The 18729-nt window shown below is 44.9% G+C and carries 17 protein-coding genes; 6 read left to right on the forward strand and 11 right to left on the reverse strand.

Annotated features, from left to right (window positions below; genetic code table 11):
* Window positions 1–9 precede the first annotated feature (9 nt).
* Both AC6H3C_RS14380 and rhaT read right to left on the reverse strand, forming a co-directional pair.
* Window positions 10–2703 carry an alpha-L-rhamnosidase gene (locus AC6H3C_RS14380; protein WP_497516094.1) on the reverse strand — a complete coding sequence of 898 codons (2694 nt, stop codon included), beginning with the start codon at window positions 2701–2703 and terminating at the stop codon, window positions 10–12.
* Window positions 2704–2745: 42 nt separating this feature from the next.
* Window positions 2746–3798, reverse strand: a complete 1053-nt coding sequence (gene rhaT / locus AC6H3C_RS14385) for an L-rhamnose/proton symporter RhaT (protein ID WP_497516095.1) — start codon at window positions 3796–3798, stop codon at window positions 2746–2748.
* Window positions 3799–3943: 145 nt separating this feature from the next.
* On the opposite strand from rhaT, the gene AC6H3C_RS14390 reads away from it, so the two are divergent.
* Entirely contained in the window at window positions 3944–4810 is an 867-nt protein-coding gene (locus AC6H3C_RS14390) for an AraC family transcriptional regulator (RefSeq protein WP_497516096.1), read from the forward strand.
* 81 nt (window positions 4811–4891) lie between these two features.
* Here the strand turns inward: AC6H3C_RS14390 and AC6H3C_RS14395 are convergent, their stop codons facing one another.
* Window positions 4892–6829: an OmpA family protein gene (locus AC6H3C_RS14395; RefSeq protein ID WP_497516097.1), complete on the reverse strand. Its 1938-nt coding sequence runs from the start codon at window positions 6827–6829 to the stop codon at window positions 4892–4894.
* A 100-nt stretch (window positions 6830–6929) separates the two neighbouring features.
* Here AC6H3C_RS14395 and AC6H3C_RS14400 point away from each other — a divergent pair, with 100 nt between their 5' ends.
* The gene (locus AC6H3C_RS14400; protein ID WP_497516098.1) at window positions 6930–8126 is read left to right on the forward strand and encodes a hypothetical protein; all 1197 of its coding nucleotides are present in this window, start codon (window positions 6930–6932) and stop codon (window positions 8124–8126) included.
* Here the strand turns inward: AC6H3C_RS14400 and AC6H3C_RS14405 are convergent.
* The 3 genes from AC6H3C_RS14405 to AC6H3C_RS14415 form a co-directional block, all read right to left on the reverse strand.
* Window positions 8118–8504 (reverse strand): response regulator, encoded by a 387-nt coding sequence (locus AC6H3C_RS14405; RefSeq protein ID WP_497516099.1) that lies wholly within the window; start codon window positions 8502–8504, stop codon window positions 8118–8120. The two genes, AC6H3C_RS14400 and AC6H3C_RS14405, sit on opposite strands and share 9 nt — an antisense overlap.
* 19 nt (window positions 8505–8523) lie before the next feature.
* On the reverse strand, window positions 8524–10116 hold the full coding sequence (locus AC6H3C_RS14410) for a response regulator (RefSeq protein ID WP_497516100.1): 1593 nt from the start codon (window positions 10114–10116) through the stop codon (window positions 8524–8526).
* Between the two features lie 535 nt (window positions 10117–10651).
* Entirely contained in the window at window positions 10652–11251 is a 600-nt protein-coding gene (locus AC6H3C_RS14415) for a thioredoxin family protein (RefSeq protein ID WP_497516101.1), read from the reverse strand.
* 89 nt (window positions 11252–11340) lie between these two features.
* Here AC6H3C_RS14415 and pdxH point away from each other — a divergent pair, with 89 nt between their 5' ends.
* Window positions 11341–11970, forward strand: coding sequence for a pyridoxamine 5'-phosphate oxidase (gene pdxH / locus AC6H3C_RS14420; RefSeq protein ID WP_497516102.1), 630 nt, complete (start codon window positions 11341–11343; stop codon window positions 11968–11970).
* 92 nt (window positions 11971–12062) lie between these two features.
* Here pdxH and AC6H3C_RS14425 read toward each other — a convergent pair whose 3' ends face one another.
* The 3 genes from AC6H3C_RS14425 to AC6H3C_RS14435 are packed head-to-tail and all read right to left on the reverse strand — an operon-like array spanning window position 12063 to window position 14157.
* Window positions 12063–13037 (reverse strand): TonB family protein, encoded by a 975-nt coding sequence (locus AC6H3C_RS14425; RefSeq protein WP_497516103.1) that lies wholly within the window; start codon window positions 13035–13037, stop codon window positions 12063–12065.
* Window positions 13037–13444, reverse strand: a complete 408-nt coding sequence (locus AC6H3C_RS14430; protein WP_497516104.1) for an ExbD/TolR family protein — start codon at window positions 13442–13444, stop codon at window positions 13037–13039. The genes AC6H3C_RS14425 and AC6H3C_RS14430 overlap by 1 nt, the downstream gene beginning before the upstream one ends.
* 5 nt (window positions 13445–13449) lie before the next feature.
* Window positions 13450–14157: a MotA/TolQ/ExbB proton channel family protein gene (locus AC6H3C_RS14435; RefSeq protein WP_497516105.1), complete on the reverse strand. Its 708-nt coding sequence runs from the start codon at window positions 14155–14157 to the stop codon at window positions 13450–13452.
* Between the two features lie 195 nt (window positions 14158–14352).
* Between AC6H3C_RS14435 and AC6H3C_RS14440 the strand changes: the two genes are divergently transcribed.
* Window positions 14353–15585 carry a nucleoside recognition domain-containing protein gene (locus AC6H3C_RS14440; protein ID WP_497516106.1) on the forward strand — a complete coding sequence of 411 codons (1233 nt, stop codon included), beginning with the start codon at window positions 14353–14355 and terminating at the stop codon, window positions 15583–15585.
* 11 nt (window positions 15586–15596) lie between these two features.
* Here the strand turns inward: AC6H3C_RS14440 and AC6H3C_RS14445 are convergent, their stop codons facing one another.
* Both AC6H3C_RS14445 and kdsA read right to left on the reverse strand, forming a co-directional pair.
* The gene (locus AC6H3C_RS14445) at window positions 15597–16007 is read right to left on the reverse strand and encodes a Dabb family protein (RefSeq protein WP_497516107.1); all 411 of its coding nucleotides are present in this window, start codon (window positions 16005–16007) and stop codon (window positions 15597–15599) included.
* Window positions 16008–16030: 23 nt separating this feature from the next.
* A complete protein-coding gene (kdsA, locus tag AC6H3C_RS14450; RefSeq protein WP_497516108.1) occupies window positions 16031–16837 on the reverse strand; it encodes a 3-deoxy-8-phosphooctulonate synthase in 807 nt (268 codons plus the stop codon).
* Window positions 16838–16923: 86 nt separating this feature from the next.
* Between kdsA and AC6H3C_RS14455 the strand changes: the two genes are divergently transcribed.
* Window positions 16924–17646, forward strand: coding sequence for a sensor histidine kinase (locus AC6H3C_RS14455; protein ID WP_497516109.1), 723 nt, complete (start codon window positions 16924–16926; stop codon window positions 17644–17646).
* Window positions 17643–18728, forward strand: a complete 1086-nt coding sequence (locus AC6H3C_RS14460) for a response regulator (protein ID WP_497516110.1) — start codon at window positions 17643–17645, stop codon at window positions 18726–18728. The genes AC6H3C_RS14455 and AC6H3C_RS14460 overlap by 4 nt, the downstream gene beginning before the upstream one ends.
* The last annotated feature ends 1 nt before the right edge of the window (window position 18729 follow it).

An 18729-nucleotide genomic window follows, 5' to 3' on the forward strand; every position in this document is an offset into this window, starting at 1 on the left:
GCGCCATTATTATTCGGTTTTCTCCAGAACGATTTTATACTGCCCCGCGACTAGTTTCACCACAGCTGCCCCAGAACCAAAATCAACATTTTTACCTTTGGCGCCGGCAAGGCTTTTGAGTTTATATTTATCAGGAACCGCAAACTCAGAAGTTGTATTGGCAGGGATCACCACGCTCATTTCTACCTTATTTCCAGCTCGTTTCCAGTTCGAAACAATCGTTCCATGCAAACATTTATGGCTGGTTTCCACAAACGAAATCTCGTCGGGAAATACCGGTTTGAGCCGAAAATGGTTAAACCCGGGATTGGCCGGATCGATTTGAATACCACCCAGCGCTTTGAAAAACCAGGTGCTGAAATCGCCCAGGAAAATATGGTTTTGCGAACCTTCACGGCCATCCCAGTCTTCCCATAAAGCCGTTGCTCCCAGTTCAATCCAATGTCCCCACGACGGAAAATCTTTTTGGTTGATCATTTTGTAAGCCAGCTCATGGTTACCTGATTCGCGTAAAACATTCAACACGTATTTGCTTCCAAGTAAACCAAAGTCAGGATGGTCGTTCTTCTCATTTATACTGGTGATCAAGTCATTCACTGTATTATCGACAGCCTGTTCCGGAGCCAACCCCTGAAACAGGGCGCAACTCAACGCAGTTTGCGTTTGCACCCGGTAACGGTTTGTTTCGGGGTCCAGAAACCTGTCGTTAAAAGCCGTTTTAATTTCTTCGGCCAATGCAGCATATTTTTCCCGGTCGGCTGTTTTTCCAAGGATACCGGCCATGTTCGACAGAGTCAGCGCGTCGTAATAGTAGTATCCCGTCGAAGTCACTTCAACCGGAGTTTTGGTCAGCGATACCCAGTCGCCCAGCCCGATATGTTGAATTCCCTGATCAGCCCGCGTTACCAGGTAATCAACGTAACGTTTCACAGCATCGTAGTTTTCGGCAAGAACACTCGTATCACCGTAGTATTCATACAAAGTCTGAGCAATCACGGGCAAAGCGCTGTCCCAGGCAGGCCCGTTTCCCCAATGATATCCCCAGCCCGAAGTGGGAACAATGCCGGGCAGTTCGCCGGTCGGACGTTGTTCGTCGCGCAGATCCTGCAACCATTTCCGGTAGGGCATGATGCCGTCAAAATTCCACAGGCCCAGTTCGCTGGCAATATGTGCATCGCCCGTCCAGCCGTTTTTTTCCCGGTGCGGACAGTCGGTCGGAATGCTGTGGAAGTTACTGAGGTACGAATTCATGGTCGCCTGGTAAAGCTTATTAAACAGGTCATTCGAACAACGGAAATCACCCGTTTTTTCGAAACCGGTACTTAAGAAAAGGCCTTCGATTTCAATTTCAGACCCATCAACGGCTGGCTCCGTGCTGATTTCAACATACCGGTAACCGTGGTACGTGAAGCGCGGCGTATATTCTTCGGCCTCGCCGCCTTTCAGGTAATAAATATCGGTTTGAAAAGGCAAGGCATCTTTGGCGATACGCGTATGACGGGCAATAATTTCCATCGCAACCGAGTGGTCATCGTTTACCTGTTCGCCGAACTGCATGGTTACTTTCGTACCTTTTCCGCCTTTAATTTTCAGACGGGCTGTGCCGGCAAAGTTTTCACCCATATCAAAAACATATCTTCCGGGGCTTAAGGTATGCGCGATTACCGGTTTCAGGCTGCGGACAATCTTGATCGACGGCGCCGTTTGAGCCGACAAAATGCCTCCCGGCGATTCGGTCAGCAAAACGGGCGACCAGCCTGAATCGTCGTAACCGGCCGATGACCAGTTGCCCAACTCCATGCGGGCATCGTAAATTTCGCCGGCATACAAACTGTTAAACCGCATGGGCCCTTCGCTGCATTTCCAGTCTTCGCCGGTCGTTATGAATTCAACCGAGCCGTCGCTGTATTCAAAACGAATATCCATCAGCAAGCGGGGCGATTTGCGCCAGGGCGCCTTCTCGAAATACCAAACTGCTTTCGACTGAACATTATACCAGCCGTTGCCCAGGATGACGCCAATTCCGTTCGGCCCTTCGGTTAACAGGCTGGTGATGTCGTAAGTCAGGTAAAGCGCCCGACGGTCGAAACGGGTGTAGCCGGGTTCCAGAAAACTGTTCCCGACTTTTTGATTGTTTACATACAATTCGTGGTAACCCAGTCCGGCCACATAAGCGGTTGCCCGCGTCAGCCCGGCTCTTGTCCTTATTTCTTTTCTGAAATACGGTGCAGGCTGCGAAGCCGTATCGTCGGTGTTGGTAATCCACTGCCCTTTCCATTCAGAGGGATCCAGGTAAGCGGTTTCAAAGGTGGCCGGTTCCGAAAACGGACTGGCTTTTTCCTCATGATCCCAGATTTTTACCGTCCAGAAGTACCGTTTACACGATTGAAGCGAAGCTCCTTGATATGGAATCCGGCTGACAGAACTTTCCTGTTTGCCGCTGTTCCACAAATCAGCCAGGTCGTCGCTCAGCAGGTCGGGCGAGGAGGCCACCAATACCTGGAATGCTGTTTGCCGCGCCCCCATCCGGTTGTCGTCGATTCGCCACGATAAAAGCGGCGCCGGATTGTCGGTACCCAACGGATTCACCGTATAATCGGCTTTTAGTTCCGTGGGCTGCCCATTGTTGTTCGTTGCCTGCCGGCATGAAACCGAAGATAAAGCTGAGGCAAGAACGAACACAAATAAAAATAGTCTGCTCATGTTCATATTATTTTGGTTTAGGAATCAGGTTTAGAATGATTTTTACATGGAGTTACCGATACCAACCAGAAATACAGACAGGATAATGACACTAATTCCAGTGATGATGGTCGTTTTTGTTTTTTTCGAAGTTCCGTTCCATTCTTTACGGACAATTCCCCACATATTGGCTGTCAGAATGATGGTTGACATATGAAGAATCCACGAGCTTGCGCCGTTGCCTAATTTACTCTCCCCCATTCCATAGAAAAAGAACTGCATAAACCAGGTTGTTCCGGCGAGTGCCGAAAACAGAATATTACGGGCAATCGGGGTCGATGTATTGACAAAATCGCCATAAGTTTTATTTTTCATCGTTAAAACGGCGGTCCAGATAAAGTTGGTAGTCAATCCTCCCCACAAAATCACAACAAATGTTACGTTGTTCTGAAACAACGGATTGTAACCGGCCACAACGGCAGCGTCGGCCATCGATTTTCCGGCTTCGATACCGAAGTTGAAAAACGAACTTAAAATACCGGAAATGATCGCGATGATCAATCCCTTTACCAGGCTGAACTCAGCCACACTCTTTTTACTTTCCTCTTCCGAAATATCGCCTTCCTTCATCATTCCGGCCCAACCCGAAACGGCAATCCCGGCCAAACAAACCAAAACACCCAACAATACCAGTTTTCCGCCCGGCGTAGCCAGCATATCGGTAAACGAGATTTTTCCTTCGGCGGGATTGAAATTGTAATAAATAGATGGCACAATGGCTCCAAACGCAGCACAAAAACCTAAGGTGACAGAGTTTCCCAGCGACATGCCGAGGTAACGCACGCCCAAACCGTATGTCAGGCCGCCAACGCCCCAAAGCAGACCCATTAAAAATGTAAGTAATAAAATTGGCCGTGCAGTGGCTACAATAATGTCGCCAAAGCCAGGGACAGTTAAATATGCGGCGATTGGCGGCACAATCAGCCAGGAGAAAAGTCCTCCAATAATCCAGTAACTTTCCCAGGCCCATCCTTTCACCTTATTAAAAGGCATGTAAAAACTACCGGATGCAAAACCTCCGATCGAATGAAAGATAATTCCTAAAATTGCTTGCATAGTTTAATTAGATTAATCAGGTTTACTATTGATTATTTAATAATTTTGGTTTGAATTTATTTGATACAGCAAATCAAAAATAGCTTGATATTTAGCCTTTATCAATACACATTTTGATCGATTATTTGCACTTTTTGACACAAGAATGAATGACGACTTTTTAAAATACCTGACACCCGGCGAACGCGACAAAGACTGGGGTATTTACCTGAATGTTGCCGGCTCTTCGCTGGTGTTGCCAAAAAGTATCTACCCTTCGCCAAAACACCCGACCGGTTATCATTTTAACTGGCAACAGGGGAGGATTTTAAATGAATATCAAATCAATTACATCACCGACGGAAAAGGTATTCTTGAAAACGAACACGGACGGTTTCAAATAAAACCGGGAAGCATCATGATCACTGCGCCTGGTGTATGGCACCGTTACAAACCCTTGAAAAGCAGCGGTTGGAAGGAACGCTACATCGGCTTTAACGGACAAATAGCCATTCAGTTTCTGTCGCATACGCTGTTCTCTTCCCGACAGCCGGTCATTCATGTAGGAATCCGGGAAGAAATACTGGATACCTATCTGAAAATTTTCAGCCTGGTTCACGATGAGAAACCCGGGTTTCAGCAGGTTGCTTCGGGCATGGTGGTTAAACTGCTGGGCTACCTGCTCTCTGTAGAAATGCAGAAAGAATTTACAGGAAAACGGATTGCCAACATCATTGAGGAAGCACGCTTTAAAATGCGCGCTGAAATTGACCGGCAAATCGACCTGGAACAAATTGCCCGCGATCACCACATTGGCTATTCTTATTTCCGGAAAATGTTTAAAAGCTATACCGGGATTGCTCCCCACCAATACCACATGGAATTAAAAATTATGCGATCCAAAGAATTATTATTGTCAACGGATAAAAGCATCAAAGAAATCAGCTTTGAGCTTGGATTCCAGTCCATTCATTACTTCAGCCGGATCTTTAAAAGTAAAGTAGGTGTAAACCCTTCTGAATTCAGGAGTTAATACACACGCATGCATGATATCCTTTTAACCAGTGATAAACTCGTTCTGTTTCCGGTAATCCAGTGAGCAATTCGCCTTCATCTATTCCATCCCGATGATTTTAAATTCGGTACGCCGGTTCCGGGAGCGCCCCTCTGCCCGATCGTTTGACTCTAGCGGCTGCGATTTGCCGTATCCTTTATAACTCAGTCGTACTTCGGCAATTCCGGCATCAACAAGATATTGAAATACGGCTTCGGCCCGTTTTTCAGACAAGTTGATGTTATACTCCTCACTGCCGACATTATCCGTGTGTCCGCCAATTTCAATTTCGAGAGCGGGGTTTTTCCTGAGGAAACTGATTAAACGGGAAAGTTCTGTTTTCGACTGATCAAGTAGCTCGTAAGAGTCGGTTTCAAAAAAGATATTGCGTAACACGGTTGAACCTCCCACCTCAATTTTTTTAAGCGGTATTTCCATAATAACGGGATCATCAGCATTCCGGACTTTCTTCAGGGAAAAATTTTCAGAAAAAAACAAATAGCCTTCGCGTGAAACGTTAAATGCGTATTCTTTTCCCAAAGGCAGGCACATTAAAAACTCGCCCGGCTCGATGCAGGACTCCGTTTTAACCACCACCTGATCTTTCTCAATATCCACCAACTCGACGATGGAACACAAGGGTTTTGTGGTTTCGAAATCAATCACCCTTCCTTTGATGTAGGAAACCGGCGTAGGCCTGACCTCCGGATACAGCTCAAACCGATAGATATCAACCCCTTTCGATCCGGGACGATCGGAAGAATAGTAGGCATTTTTTCCACTTGCGTCAACAATTAAGCCTTGCTCATCTTTGTGGGTATTGATGGGATATCCGAGGTTAACCGGTTGATGCCAGACAGAATCGTTTTTCACCCGGCTGTAAAAAATATCGGCCCGTCCCATTCCGGGCCAGTAATCAGAAGCAAAAAAAAGCGTTTGCCCATCCGGATGAATAAAGGGTGACATTTCGTCGCCGGGGGTATTAATCGAATCGCCCAGGTTCTGAAGTTTTCCCCATTGGGCCTTTCCGGTTTGATTGAATCCGGACAAACGACAACGCCAGATATCCATTCCGCCTTTTCCGTTTTTCCGGTTACTCACAAAATAAAGGTATTCGCCATTGGCTGAAACTGAAGGTTGCGATTCCCAGGCGCCCGAATTTACAGGTGACCCTGCATTTTGAGGTTTCGACCAGACACCTCCAATGTTCCGTGAAAAATAAATATCGCAGCTGCCATAACCATCAGGGCGGTTGCAGGCAGTAAAGAAAATCAGTTTCCCGTCGGCCGAAATACTTTGCGCACCCTCGTTCTGCATGGTATTAATCGCCACCATCGGTTCGGCGGGCTGCCAGTCTCCCTTTACTTTCCTCGATTCAAAAAAATCTTCCTGAAAACGGGGCAGTAGCTCGTTAACCGGATAATCAACCGGTATGAGCCGGGTGAAGATGAAGGTATTCCCGTCAATTGTTAAAGATGGCCAGTATTCGTCGAATTCGGTATTAATGGCTTCCCCTAAATTCCGGGCATTAAACAATTTGGGCGATTTTAGCATGTTCAACGCAAAATCGCAACGTTCAACCCGTTCTTTGGCCTTTGAACCTAAATTACTGTTGAACTGCATCTCCAGGTACTGCAAATAGGCATCTTTGGCTTTTTGATAATGTCCGGCCCGGTAACAGGCATTTCCGAGCACATAATGGGCTTTGGGGTATTTCTCCGGACTAAGCGAGATTGCCTGTTCAAGCATTTGTATTTGTAACAAAACAGAATCCATTTCTCCGTAAACATCAGCCAGCAAGAGGTACGCATCGGCGAAAGCCCCGTCTTCTTTAATCGCCCCTTGCAGCTTTTCTATGGCCTTTTCATTTTCTCTCGATTCATAATAAGTCCGTCCCTCGTTGAACAGCTTAACTGCTTTTTTATTGTATGAAGACAAATCCTGGCCGGAAACAAACGAACCGAATAAGAGAAATAGATATAATAAACTGTGTTTCATCTTAAATTGAAATTTTCAAAAGAATTAGCCCCGATGCTTTTCAACCAATCTGCTGATTAACAAATATAAAGATATAGTTGTATTTTTGACGAAAAAAAAATTGAAAAGTAAACCTGTTTCTGTTTTTCATTTTAATCCGACCTGTGAATTGGCTGTTGCCAATGGCTCTCCTTATTATACTGCCCCGGCCCTGCTTCGCCGGTTTGAGGACGAACTGGCCCCGTTGATGCTGTTTTTTGGCAGCAACAATGATCTGATTATAAAAGGAATGCCGGTATCAGACGCATTTCGTGAACGATTGACTGAATTTTCATTTCCCTGCCCGGATTTTCTTCCAAAACCGCTTATTTTGGCCGAACTGGAAAAACGGGATTGTAAAACAATCCGGGTAAACTCCTGGGGAATGAGTCCGGCAGAAGCTTACTATTTCCAGTTTCTGAACCGATATGCAACAAGAGCCTGGTTACCGGATCTGAAAAAATTATATGAACGCGAAACCTCTGCCCGGTTTCTTCAACAACTGATCCGGAATTATCCGAAAAATGAGTTTCCGAAACCGGATGAGTTGCCAGTGATCGTTAAAAGTACCGCCGAAATCGATCATTACCTCCAGAAATGGGACATGTTGGTTCTAAAAGCGCCGCTTTCGTCGAGTGGGCGGGGTTTACAGGTCATCCGAAAAAAGAGTCTCTCAGCTTCGCATAAACAATGGATTGAAATGAACTTAAAACAACAAGATTACCTGATTGCTGAAAAATGGCACAATAAGGCGCTCGATATTTCTTTTCAATTTCAAATCGGAGAAGAACGACAGCTGAATTATTTGGGGATCAGTTATTTTATGACCAACACAAACGGTCAATACCAGGGACATCATCTGCATTTTGCTGCCGGAGAACAACTTCCTTTACCGGTGGCGCTTCTGGATGAAACCGCCGAATGTTTGCGAAATGAACTTTGTCAATCGGTTTATGCCGGAACCCATGTGGGTTATCTGGGTATTGATGCCATGCTTTACCACGACGAAAACGAACTGAAGATACATCCGTGCCTCGAAATTAATGCCCGCTATACCATGGGAATACTCAGTAAATCGATTGAAAAATACATTCACCCGGAATCGCGGGGTTATTTTCGCACCTGGTATCACCCCAAATTGTCGTTTCACGAATTTGCACTGGAACAGGCAAAAAAAAATCCGCCGTTAAAAGCAGATCATCTTCTTCTGAAAGGATTTTTGGCTCTAAGTTCGCCGCAACCCGACAGCCCGTTTGGCGCCTACCTGGAACTATTTTAAATAACGCCCGATCGCTTCCATTAATAGCTTTAAACGCACCGGTTTGGCCAGAAATTCGTCGCAGCCGGCTTCGTAGCTTTTCGTTTCTTCGCCCGACAAAATAAAGGCGCTTTGCACGATTACCGGAATACCGGGTTTCAATTTCTTAATGAGCCGCGTTGCCTCATAGCCATCCATCTCCGGCATATTTAAGTCCATCAAAACCAGATCGATATCCGGGTTACGCTCAAAAAGAGTCAAGGCTTCAATCCCGTTTTTTGCCCACAACGTATCGGCATGACTCTTATTCAGAGCAACCTGATAATAATAACGACTGGTATCATTATCTTCCACAACAAGAATTTTCCGCCCGGTTAAATCGTAATTTAAGCTGCCCATAAATTCGTTTTTGCAAGGTTTAAGTAATTACCTTTTTCCGCACATTCTTCTCAATGATACCTGCCAGTTCTGCGGGTTTAAATGGTTTTCCCAGATGATCTGTCATACCGTCAGCCAGAAATTCATCAATATCTTCCTTATAATTATTGGCCGTCATGGCTATAATCGGGATAGGGTCTTTCACTCCTTTTTCGTTTTCAATACGCCGGATTTCGCGTGTCGCATCCAAACCGTTCATGCCCGGCATCTGGATGTCCATCAGGATCAGGTCGAAATTATTTTTTGCAAAGAGTTTAACAGCAGTAATTCCATTTGGAGCCAGCTGTACCTGGTGCCCCAGTTTACGAATGGTTAAAGCGGAAACCTTTTGATTAATAATATTGTCCTCGGCCAGCAAAATATTTAATTCCCGCGAATCATCGGGAAGGGTTATGTTCAGGTCGTTTACACTTTCCAGATCGTCGACTACCGAAATAGCAGAGGTTTTATCAAAAATGGCTGTAAACCAAAACAGGGAGCCTTTTCCTTCTTCGCTGTCGACGCCAATTTCGCCGTTCATCATATTGGCCAGTCGTTTTGAAATAACCAACCCAAGGCCGGTTCCTCCGAATTTCCGGGTTGTTGAACTATCGGCCTGCGAGAACAGCTTAAACAACTTTTTCTGATTCTCGACAGAGATCCCGATCCCGGTATCGGTCACTTCAAAGCGAAGCCGGCACTTTTGAACAAGATCTTTATCCAGCGTAACCCGAAGGCGCACAGCTCCTTCTTCCGTAAACTTAATTGCATTGTTAATGAGGTTAATCAGGATTTGTTTCAACCGAAGCGGATCGCCTAATACCAACTCGGGGATGTTCTCATTGATCCGGACGGTAAACTCCAGGTTTTTCTGGCTGGCCCGGTATGACAGCAATTTATACACTTCATCAATTTCGTGCCTGACATTGAACTTAATCCGCTCAAACGAAATCTGACCCGCCTCAATTTTTGAAAAATCAAGAATATCATTGATAATCATCATCAGGGTTTCACTTGAGATATCGATGATCTCGAGAAATTCCTGCTGTTGCTTGTCGAGCCTGGTTTGCCTTAAAATATCGATCATTCCGACAATGCCGTTCAGCGGAGTCCTGATTTCGTGGGACATATTGGCCAGGAACAACGATTTGGCCTTAGCGGCTTCCTCTGCCACATTTTTGGCATTTTCAAGTTCAGTTTGTGTTTTTCTCAGCGACAAGTGCAACTCAACCCTGGCCAGCAATACTTCGGGCTTAAATGGTTTTTGCACGTAATCAACCGAACCGAGTTTAAACAGGCTGATCAGCCGTTCTTCTTCCTCGCGCTGATTGATTAAAATAATGATCGGGGTATCCTGGTTTCGGGAATTTAATTTTATCTGGCGAACGACCTCAAATCCGTCGAGACCCGAAAAGGTATCATCAAAGATGATCAGGTCATAGGCATTCGATTTTATTTTCAGGATAGCAGAATGAACTCCAACGACAAAATCAACAACATAACCATGTTCCTGCATAATTGGGGTAGTAAGATTAAGGTCCTGAATGTTGCTGACTACACTCAGGATTGTCGAAGGCTTCTTTTTTTCTACCATTTGTAATACAACATTATACAACCAGACATCATATAAAGTAGTTGTTACACACTAATCCTTTGCCGGTAAGGTTCGGTTTGATTGTCTTTTTTATGAAAATCAAACATTAAAATTTATGCACAACCGGTAATATATAAAAAAAGAGGCTGCTTAAATTTCCCTACCTACGCACCCACAAACATAACACTTTATCACTTCTTCCACAACCGATTCCGTAGCTGCAAACAAAAAAGAAGTTGTCATTTTTCAACAATTACTTGAAAAATGTTAAAAAGTAGGACAAATAAACACTCGAATGTCCTGAAAATCGGACTTTCACCATGCAGATATCAATGCATATATTCTGAAAAACGAATACCTAAACGGATGGGGAGGATAGCTGAGAAAATACGTTCTAAGGAAAGGAAATGCGGAACATGGTTAGCCTTATGATAAAAGAAGGAGAATGTTCACAAACATAAAACAGCAGAAACCAAGATAAAAGCAACCGCACTTTTAATCTCTGCCAATTCCGTTTATGAACATTCTGTACTGTTTACAATTTTCGCTTGATGCTGCATCCCATGGATTTAGTTTCGGCCACAGCAATTTTTTTGCCGGCAGCGGTACTTTCGATAGCATCTTTCAGGTAGTTATGCTTGACGTCTGATGCACTTTTGTAATTGTCATCAATCAAACCCTTATATACCAACTTAAAATCTTTGTCAAAAACAAATACGTGAGGAGTCGTTTGTCCACCTAAAGCATTGGCAATCAGGCTTTCGTCATCAAGCAGGTAGGGAATCCGGTAGTTTTTTTCTTTTGCATGTTCTTTCATGGCCTGCATGGAATCTTCGCCATCCCTTTTCTGATGATTCGAGTTGAGCAAGGCCACTCCCATGCCATTCTTCCCGGCCCACTGACCAATCGCGTTATACCGGTCTTCCCATGCGATTACAAACGGGCAGTTATTACATGAAAAAATCATAACCAAACCGTTTTTCCCTTTCAGATCATCGAGAGACATTTTTTCTCCGGTAACACTTTCCATCTTCACATCAGTATACTTCGCCTTTTCTCCGATTTGCAGCTGTGAATTTCCTGCAAAAGACAAGGTCACTGAAAGCAAAAAAATAAACAACAATAAACTTTTCATGGTACGAATTGTATTGGTTATGTTGAAAAAACAATCGCTTCCATTCGGTTGTTTAGAATTAATCCAATTAAATTTTAAATAATTTGTTAATGCTTAGGGATATACGCACCAATTACCAGCAATTTAAACTGGAAGAAAAGGACCTGACCGCTCATCCGTTTCAGTTATTTCAGCAATGGCTGAATGAGGCCATCGGTCAAAAGCTCGATGAACCAACAGCCATGACCTTATCGACGAGTGTAGACAACCAGCCTGATTCGAGGATTGTTTTGTTAAAAGAACTGAACCAACACGGTTTTGTATTTTTCACCAATTACAAAAGCGAAAAAGGTCGGCAACTTGATCAAAATCATCAGGTTGCACTTAATTTTTTCTGGGCAAAGCTGGAACGCCAGGTCCGTGTGAAAGGCGCCATTACCAAGCTCGAAGAGGAACTCTCTGCCGCTTATTTCCGTTCGCGTCCGCGCGACAGTCAGCTTGGTGCCTGGGCATCCGATCAAAGCGCCGAAATCAAAAACCGGCAGGAACTGGACGATAAGTTTAATTTTTTCTCTGAAAAATTTGATCATCAGGAAATTGAAAAACCTGACTACTGGGGAGGCTACGTGGTATTACCTACCGAAATCGAATTCTGGCAAGGCCGTCCCAACCGGCTTCACGACAGGTTCAGGTATTACTTATCCAACGATTCGTGGAAGGTAAAAAGGCTGTCGCCCTGAAAACAGGCATTTAACCAGATCGTATCGGGTTCAGACTCAGCCGGGCGTTAAAATTAATGTCGTGTGTTTTGTTTGAAAATTTTCACCGACCCTTAATCGAGCACAAACCGGTAAGTAATCGTCCCTTTTTGATAAGTCGCCGCATTGGGGTCGGCATTAAATTTTGCTTTCAAGGCAGCTTGTTTGGCAGCAGCCAGCAGATTGGCATTATAGGTATTTGTTCCCTGCACGCCTGCTTCTGCGGCCGTAACGTTGCCGTTTTTATCAACCGTAACGGCTACTACTACGACACCTTCTTCATTTCCCGGATAGCTAGGTTTGGGAAGCGACAAGGCATTTCGTCCCGCCAGGCTGAACGAGGGTCCGCTTCCGGATGTTCCGCTGCCGCTGCCGCCGCTACCGTAATTATCAGCGCCGGCCACCCCGGTCGGACTTCCCTGGTTGCCGCCTGGAAAGGTCACGCCCTGACCGGTACTTGTTGTGCTGGTTCCTGCACCACCTGCCCCAAAGGCATTGGCCGCACGCGAATTAATTTCGGCAATCCGTTTTTGTTCCGCTTCTTTGCGTAAACGTTCTTCTTCCAGTCTTTGTCGTTCAAGCGCAGCTTGCCGCTGCTTTTCCAACTCAGCCTGTTTTTGCCGGTCGAGTTCCTGCTGTTTTTTCTGATCGTCAAGCCTTTTCTGCCGGTCGAGCTCTTCCTGCCTTTTCTTAGCTTCTTCTTCCTTTTTCTTTTTTGCCGCTTCCAGTGCTACCGTCTGCTCAAAATCCTGGGTCATCACCTCTTCCTTCGCCTGAGCCGGCGGCGGCGTTTGCTGAACCGTTGGTGGCGGCGGATTAACCGCCTGCCTGCGTTCTTCAACAACGGGCGTACTTTCCGGGCGCCGGGCCGGGGCCGGTTCTTCACGGCCTGACCCTTGCTCCGAGTCTCCAAAGTTTACCAGGATTCCTTCTTCGCCCGGTAATGGCAGGGGTGTAAAAAAATACAGAAAAAACAAGAGGATCAGAACAATTGCATGAACAACGACCGTCCCCCAAAATCCTTCCTTATGTTCTGAATAGTAACTCATTAGTTCTCTGGCGCTGTGGCAAGTATCATTTTATATTTGTGCCGTTTGGCAATATTCATAATTTTTACCACCTGCTCAACCGGCACCGATTTATCGGCATGAAGCGAAATATAGGCTTCGGGGTTATCTCCAATACTGCTGAGCAGGGCAGGTTCTATTTCGTGAAAAGCCACGCGTTTTAACTGCCCGTCGACATTGATGAAATATTTCAGGTCGGCCGTAATTGAAATGCTCGAAATGGGTTTTGCAGCCGTCTGGTTACTGCTTTGCGGCAACAGCAACTTCAGGGCATTGGGTGCAATCAATGTCGAAGTGACCATGAAAAAGATCAGCAGCAAAAACACGATGTCGGTCATGGATGACATGCTAAAACTGGCGTCTACTTTATTTCTACGTTTAAATGCCATTGTTTTTATTTTGCAGGTTCATTCAACAAATCCAGAAATTCAGAAGTTGCCGCCTCCATTTTGAAAACAACTTTTTCAATATTCGAAACCAGGATGTTATAGGCAAAGTAGGCGACAATACCCACAATCAAACCGGCAACCGTGGTCACCATGGCCTGATAGATACCCGAAGAAAGCAAGGTCACATCAATATTGTTCCCGGCATTAGCCATATCGTAAAACGCCTGAATCATCCCCATAACCGTACCCAGGAAGCCGATCATCGGGGCGCCCCCGGCCACGCTGGCCAAAACAGGCAAGCCTTTTTCCAGTTTCGCGATTTCCAGGTTACCTACGATCTCAATGGTCGCATTCACATCAGACATCGGGCGGCCAATGCGGGTAATCCCTTTTTCAATCATCCGCGCTGTCGGGTTATCCTGCGAACGGGCCATAGCCAGCGCCGAATCAATCTTTCCCTGCATGATATAATCTTTTACCCGTTCTAAAAGTGAATGATCAACTTTTGAGGCTTTTTTTACTGCAAAGTACCGGTCAAAAAAGATGAACACAGCCACCAGCGACAAGGCTACAATCGGGATCATAATCCAGCCTCCTTTCAACGCCAGATCAAAAAAACGGGTCACAATTCCTTCCTGTGCTGCATTTTGAGCCATTTCGCCGGCGCCTTCGGCAACCTGTGTTCCTAGTTGTAATAAAATGTTGTTTAGCATAGATCTGTTTTTATGAAGAACATTAAAAAAACGGGGGTATAACCAATAATATTATCCTTCGCAAAAATAAGGAATATTTTAAACCGTGAATCTTCCCCAAATCACTCATTGAGGGCGAATATATCATTTTTTACTGAAGTTTATGTCGTCCGTTTTTTGTAGTTTCACATTTCGTTATCCGTTTATCATTTGGTTATGGCTTTAAATTACATCTGGATCTTTTTCTTTTTGGTCGCCTTTGCTGTCGGGCTGGTTAAGTTGATTTTTATGGGAGATACCGGTATTTTTCCGGCGATGATGGAATCGACCTTTGATATGGCCAAAACCGGTTTTGAAATTTCGCTGGGTCTAACCGGAGTGTTGACCCTTTGGATGGGGATCATGAAAATTGGCGAAGACGGCGGAGTCGTCCGGGTGTTTTCACGTATTGTCGGACCTTTCTTCAAAAAGTTGTTTCCCGAACTGGGCGAGAATCATCCGGCCCAGGCGTCAATCATGATGAATATTGCCGCCAACATGCTTAACCTCGACAATGCAGCCACCCCGATGGGCTTAAAAGCCATGCAGGAAATGCAGGAAACCAACCCGAAGAAAGACGAAGCGTCCAATGCTCAAATCATGTTTTTGGTGCTGAATACTTCCGGGCTGACGCTTTTGCCCATCAGCATCATGGTTTACCGGGCACAACTGGGCGCCGTTAACCCAAGCGACATTTTTATTCCCATCATGCTGGCCACCTTCTTCTCAACCCTCGCCGGACTCATTTCGGTGGCCTATTATCAAAAAATAAACCTGCTCGATAAAACCATTCTCTCCTATCTGGGTGGAGTTACAGCGCTGATCATCGGGATTATCTGGTATTTCTCAGGCCTTGATAAAGAGCAGATTACCCTGATTTCGACCGTAGCCAGCAACCTGGTCCTGTTTTCGGTCATTATCTTTTTTATTCTGTTGGGTTTACGCAAAAAGATAAACATTTACGAAGCCTTTATCGACGGGGCAAAAGACGGATTTAAAGTGGCCGTGAAAATCATCCCCTACCTGATTGCCATTTTGGTGGCCATTGGCGTTTTCAGGGCTTCGGGGGCAATGGTTTGGCTTACCGACAGCATTGGCTGGGCGCTGACTCAAGTGGGCATCAATACCGATTTTATTGAGGCTTTGCCCACGGCATTTATGAAACCCTTAAGTGGCAGCGGCGCCCGGGGGATGATGATCGACGCCATGAACACCTACGGGGCCGATTCGTTTGTAGGGCGTGTTGCCAGTACGGTGCAGGGTGCAACCGACACAACCTTTTATATTTTGGCCGTTTATTTTGGTTCGGTGGGGATTAAAAAAACCCGCCATGCCCTGGCTTGCGGCCTCATAGCGGATTTTACCGGTATTATTGCGGCCATTTTAATGGCTTATCTTTTCTTCCATTAAACACACCCGGCTTACATGGCATCGTAAACAATCACCTTTTCCCATAAATCGCCGTACTCTTCCACAAATTTCAGGTGGGTTGGGTGAACCTGGTAAATATCCTGATCAGCCTGACTGTCGAAAACGGCCAGATAGGAATAGCTGAACGAATCGTCAACCACCTCGCGCGACGATTCAACCGCTCTGCCGACATGGCTCATCTTAATTTCCGGAATTGTAACCAATCGTTTCAATCCTTCTTCCAAACGTTTACAATCGGCTTCGCTGCCAGGATTCTTCAACCAGAAAAAAACATGATGAACAAAACCGCTCTCCATCTTTATTTTGAGTTCGGCGGCATTGGTTCTTTTTGATAAAAATGACAGTCCTAGGAAACCGGCTCCGGCCAGGGCCTGTCTGAAAAAATGTCGTCGGGTTTTCATCTTTCTATTGTTTTAAGGATTAATTACAACGAATCAACCGTTTGTTTTAGTTTAACGAGTTTCGTTAAAAGCCCCTCCAATAAATCCAGCCGAAGCATATTGGCGCCATCCGATTTTGCTACTGCCGGGTTGGGATGGGTCTCAATGAAAATACCGTCGGCGCCCACAGCAATACCGGCACGCGCGATGGTTTCAATCAATTCGGGGCGTCCGCCGGTAACACCGCTGCTTTGGTTGGGTTGTTGCAACGAATGGGTAATGTCCAAAATAACCGGACAATTGTTTTTCTTCATCTCCGGGATTCCCCGGTAATCGACCACCAGATCCTGATAACCAAAGGTGGTTCCCCGCTCGGTAATCATCACCCGCTGGTTGCCGCTTTCGCGAACTTTATCGACGGCAAACTGCATCGAATCGGGCGCCAAAAATTGTCCTTTTTTTATATTAACAACTTTTCCGGTTTCGGCAGCTGCAATCAGCAAATCGGTCTGACGGCATAAAAAAGCAGGTATTTGTAACACATCTACATACTTTGCTGCCAGTTCGGCTTCTGCTGCCGAATGGATATCCGTTACCACCGGGATTCCAAATTTTTCGCCTACAGCCTGCAGTATTTCCAGCGATTTCACATCGCCAATACCGGTAAACGAATCCAAACGCGAGCGGTTGGCCTTTTTATACGAACCTTTAAACACAAAAGGAAGGCGTAGCTTTTCACTGATCTGACAAATTTTTTCGGCTATCGCGAAAGCCATATCTTCACCTTCAATCACACAGGGTCCCGCCAGTAAAATGAAATTTTCGCCGGCAAATTTTATTTTAGGAATCATCTCTTTAATTTTTTTTGACGAAGATACAAGTTAATTGTTGTAAATTGTACCGATGATGGTTTTATAAAGATTTAGATACAGGGAAATTGAAAGAAACTTTACCAACGATTTACTACTCCGGCACCAACTCGTCGGAGCTTGAGCCCGAACGTCAATTAATCAGTTCAGTTTCGCACGAACTGAGGACTCCTCTTGCTATTATCAGTTCGAATGTTCAGCTTCTCAGAAAATTCAATTATCAGCTCGACGAAAACATTGTGAAAGAAACCTTCCTGTTGTGCGAAGAAGCCATTGAGTCAATCGGCAGCTTTATTGATGACGTTCACTTTTTAAATGTTTCATATAAAGGCGAATTGGAGGTGAATATAACTCAGGTAGATCTGGAGGATCTCTTCATTGACTTCGCCGAGAAAATGAGCTTGTCCGAATTCAACCGAAACAGAATAAAGCTGGAGACCAATTTTAATCATCATTCGTTTAACACAGACAAAGAATTATTGGAAAAGATTCTTTTAAACGTCATTGACAACGCGCTCAAATTTTCATCTGAAACGGTGAATTTGAGGGCATTTACCACAGATACAAAATTGGTTGTTGAAGTTGAAGACCACGGCATTGGGATTCCTGAGGATGAACTCGCGTGGATACTTGAACCGTTTAAACGGTCGAGAAATGCTAAAATGATTACTGGCTGCGGATTAGGCATGGCGATTGTAAAAAAGTGCATCGATGTTCTGCACGGAGAAATTGAAATTTCAAGCGAATTGGATGAAGGCTCCAGTGTCAAAATAAAAATTCTTAACCAATGAGCGCTAAGAAGATCTTAATCATTGAGGATGATTTGTTGTTATCGAAAACCCTCAAGAATGTCCTGTCGGTAAATGGTTATGAAACAGAAATTGCGAACAGCGGTTCCGAAGGAATTCAAAAAACCTATGAATTTTCCCCCGATTTAATTTTATGTGATATCAACATGAGCCCACTCGACGGCTATCAGGTATATAATATATTGAACGACAGCTCAATTACCAATAAAATTCCGTTTATTTACATTACCGGCAAATCCGATCTGGACGAAATCCGTATGGGAATGGAATTGGGTGTTGATGATTACATTGTAAAACCTTTTAGCAACGACGATCTTCTGAAATCAATCAGAGTCCGTTTATCGAAATACGAAAACCTGGTTAATATGGGGGAAAAGAATTACAGGGCTTTGGTTGAACTGTCTCCCAATGGGATTTTCCTGTTCGACGGTGAAACAATCTATGAGATCAACCAGGCATTCACCCAAATGACAGGCATCACGCCTGACGACCTGAAGATCATGTCATTTAAGAATCTGGTTGATGCAAGTACCTTCCAATCCATCCAGAACAAGGTGGTCAAATGCTCCACCGGCTTACTGAAAGGCTTTGATGAACAAATTAATCTGATTAACCCCAACCGGACCATCGATCAGTGTAAACTGTACGTCACCGGCAGTCAAAAATACAAAGGCTTCACCCTCATGATCGGACTGCTGGCCCCTGTCGAAATCAACAAACTGGCCGATAAGTACGAATATAACCGTCTGGTGAGCATTCTTTCCGAAGAAAAGGTCGATGTAAGCGGCGAGCTTGCCCGGAAACTTCAAAAAGCTTTTGACTTGAAGACTGTTGATCCGAAACAACAGAACGGAACCGGTGAAAAAAATATTTTTTCGAAACGTGAAGTGGAGGTATTGAAATTATCGTGCAAAGGGCTGCCCATAAAAATTATTGCCGATGAATTGGGAATTTCCGACCGGACGGTGGAAAAGCACCGGGCCAGTTTAATGGAAAAAACCGGTTCGAAAAATATTGTTGAAGTAATTATCTACGCGTTGAAGCACGATTTAATTGATCTGTGAA

The sequence above is a fragment of the Gaoshiqia sp. US2 genome (genome assembly GCF_059705485.1).

Coding starts and splice junctions, on each gene's coding strand:
- AC6H3C_RS14380 (WP_497516094.1), bottom strand. CDS start 2,703: ATGAGCAGACTATTTTTATTTGTGTTCGTTCTTGCCTCAGCTTTATCT.
- rhaT (WP_497516095.1), bottom strand. CDS start 3,798: ATGCAAGCAATTTTAGGAATTATCTTTCATTCGATCGGAGGTTTTGCA.
- AC6H3C_RS14390 (WP_497516096.1), top strand. CDS start 3,944: ATGAATGACGACTTTTTAAAATACCTGACACCCGGCGAACGCGACAAA.
- AC6H3C_RS14395 (WP_497516097.1), bottom strand. CDS start 6,829: ATGAAACACAGTTTATTATATCTATTTCTCTTATTCGGTTCGTTTGTT.
- AC6H3C_RS14405 (WP_497516099.1), bottom strand. CDS start 8,504: ATGGGCAGCTTAAATTACGATTTAACCGGGCGGAAAATTCTTGTTGTG.
- AC6H3C_RS14410 (WP_497516100.1), bottom strand. CDS start 10,116: ATGGTAGAAAAAAAGAAGCCTTCGACAATCCTGAGTGTAGTCAGCAAC.
- AC6H3C_RS14415 (WP_497516101.1), bottom strand. CDS start 11,251: ATGAAAAGTTTATTGTTGTTTATTTTTTTGCTTTCAGTGACCTTGTCT.
- pdxH (WP_497516102.1), top strand. CDS start 11,341: ATGCTTAGGGATATACGCACCAATTACCAGCAATTTAAACTGGAAGAA.
- AC6H3C_RS14425 (WP_497516103.1), bottom strand. CDS start 13,037: ATGAGTTACTATTCAGAACATAAGGAAGGATTTTGGGGGACGGTCGTT.
- AC6H3C_RS14430 (WP_497516104.1), bottom strand. CDS start 13,444: ATGGCATTTAAACGTAGAAATAAAGTAGACGCCAGTTTTAGCATGTCA.
- AC6H3C_RS14435 (WP_497516105.1), bottom strand. CDS start 14,157: ATGCTAAACAACATTTTATTACAACTAGGAACACAGGTTGCCGAAGGC.
- AC6H3C_RS14440 (WP_497516106.1), top strand. CDS start 14,353: ATGGCTTTAAATTACATCTGGATCTTTTTCTTTTTGGTCGCCTTTGCT.
- AC6H3C_RS14445 (WP_497516107.1), bottom strand. CDS start 16,007: ATGAAAACCCGACGACATTTTTTCAGACAGGCCCTGGCCGGAGCCGGT.
- kdsA (WP_497516108.1), bottom strand. CDS start 16,837: ATGATTCCTAAAATAAAATTTGCCGGCGAAAATTTCATTTTACTGGCG.
- AC6H3C_RS14460 (WP_497516110.1), top strand. CDS start 17,643: ATGAGCGCTAAGAAGATCTTAATCATTGAGGATGATTTGTTGTTATCG.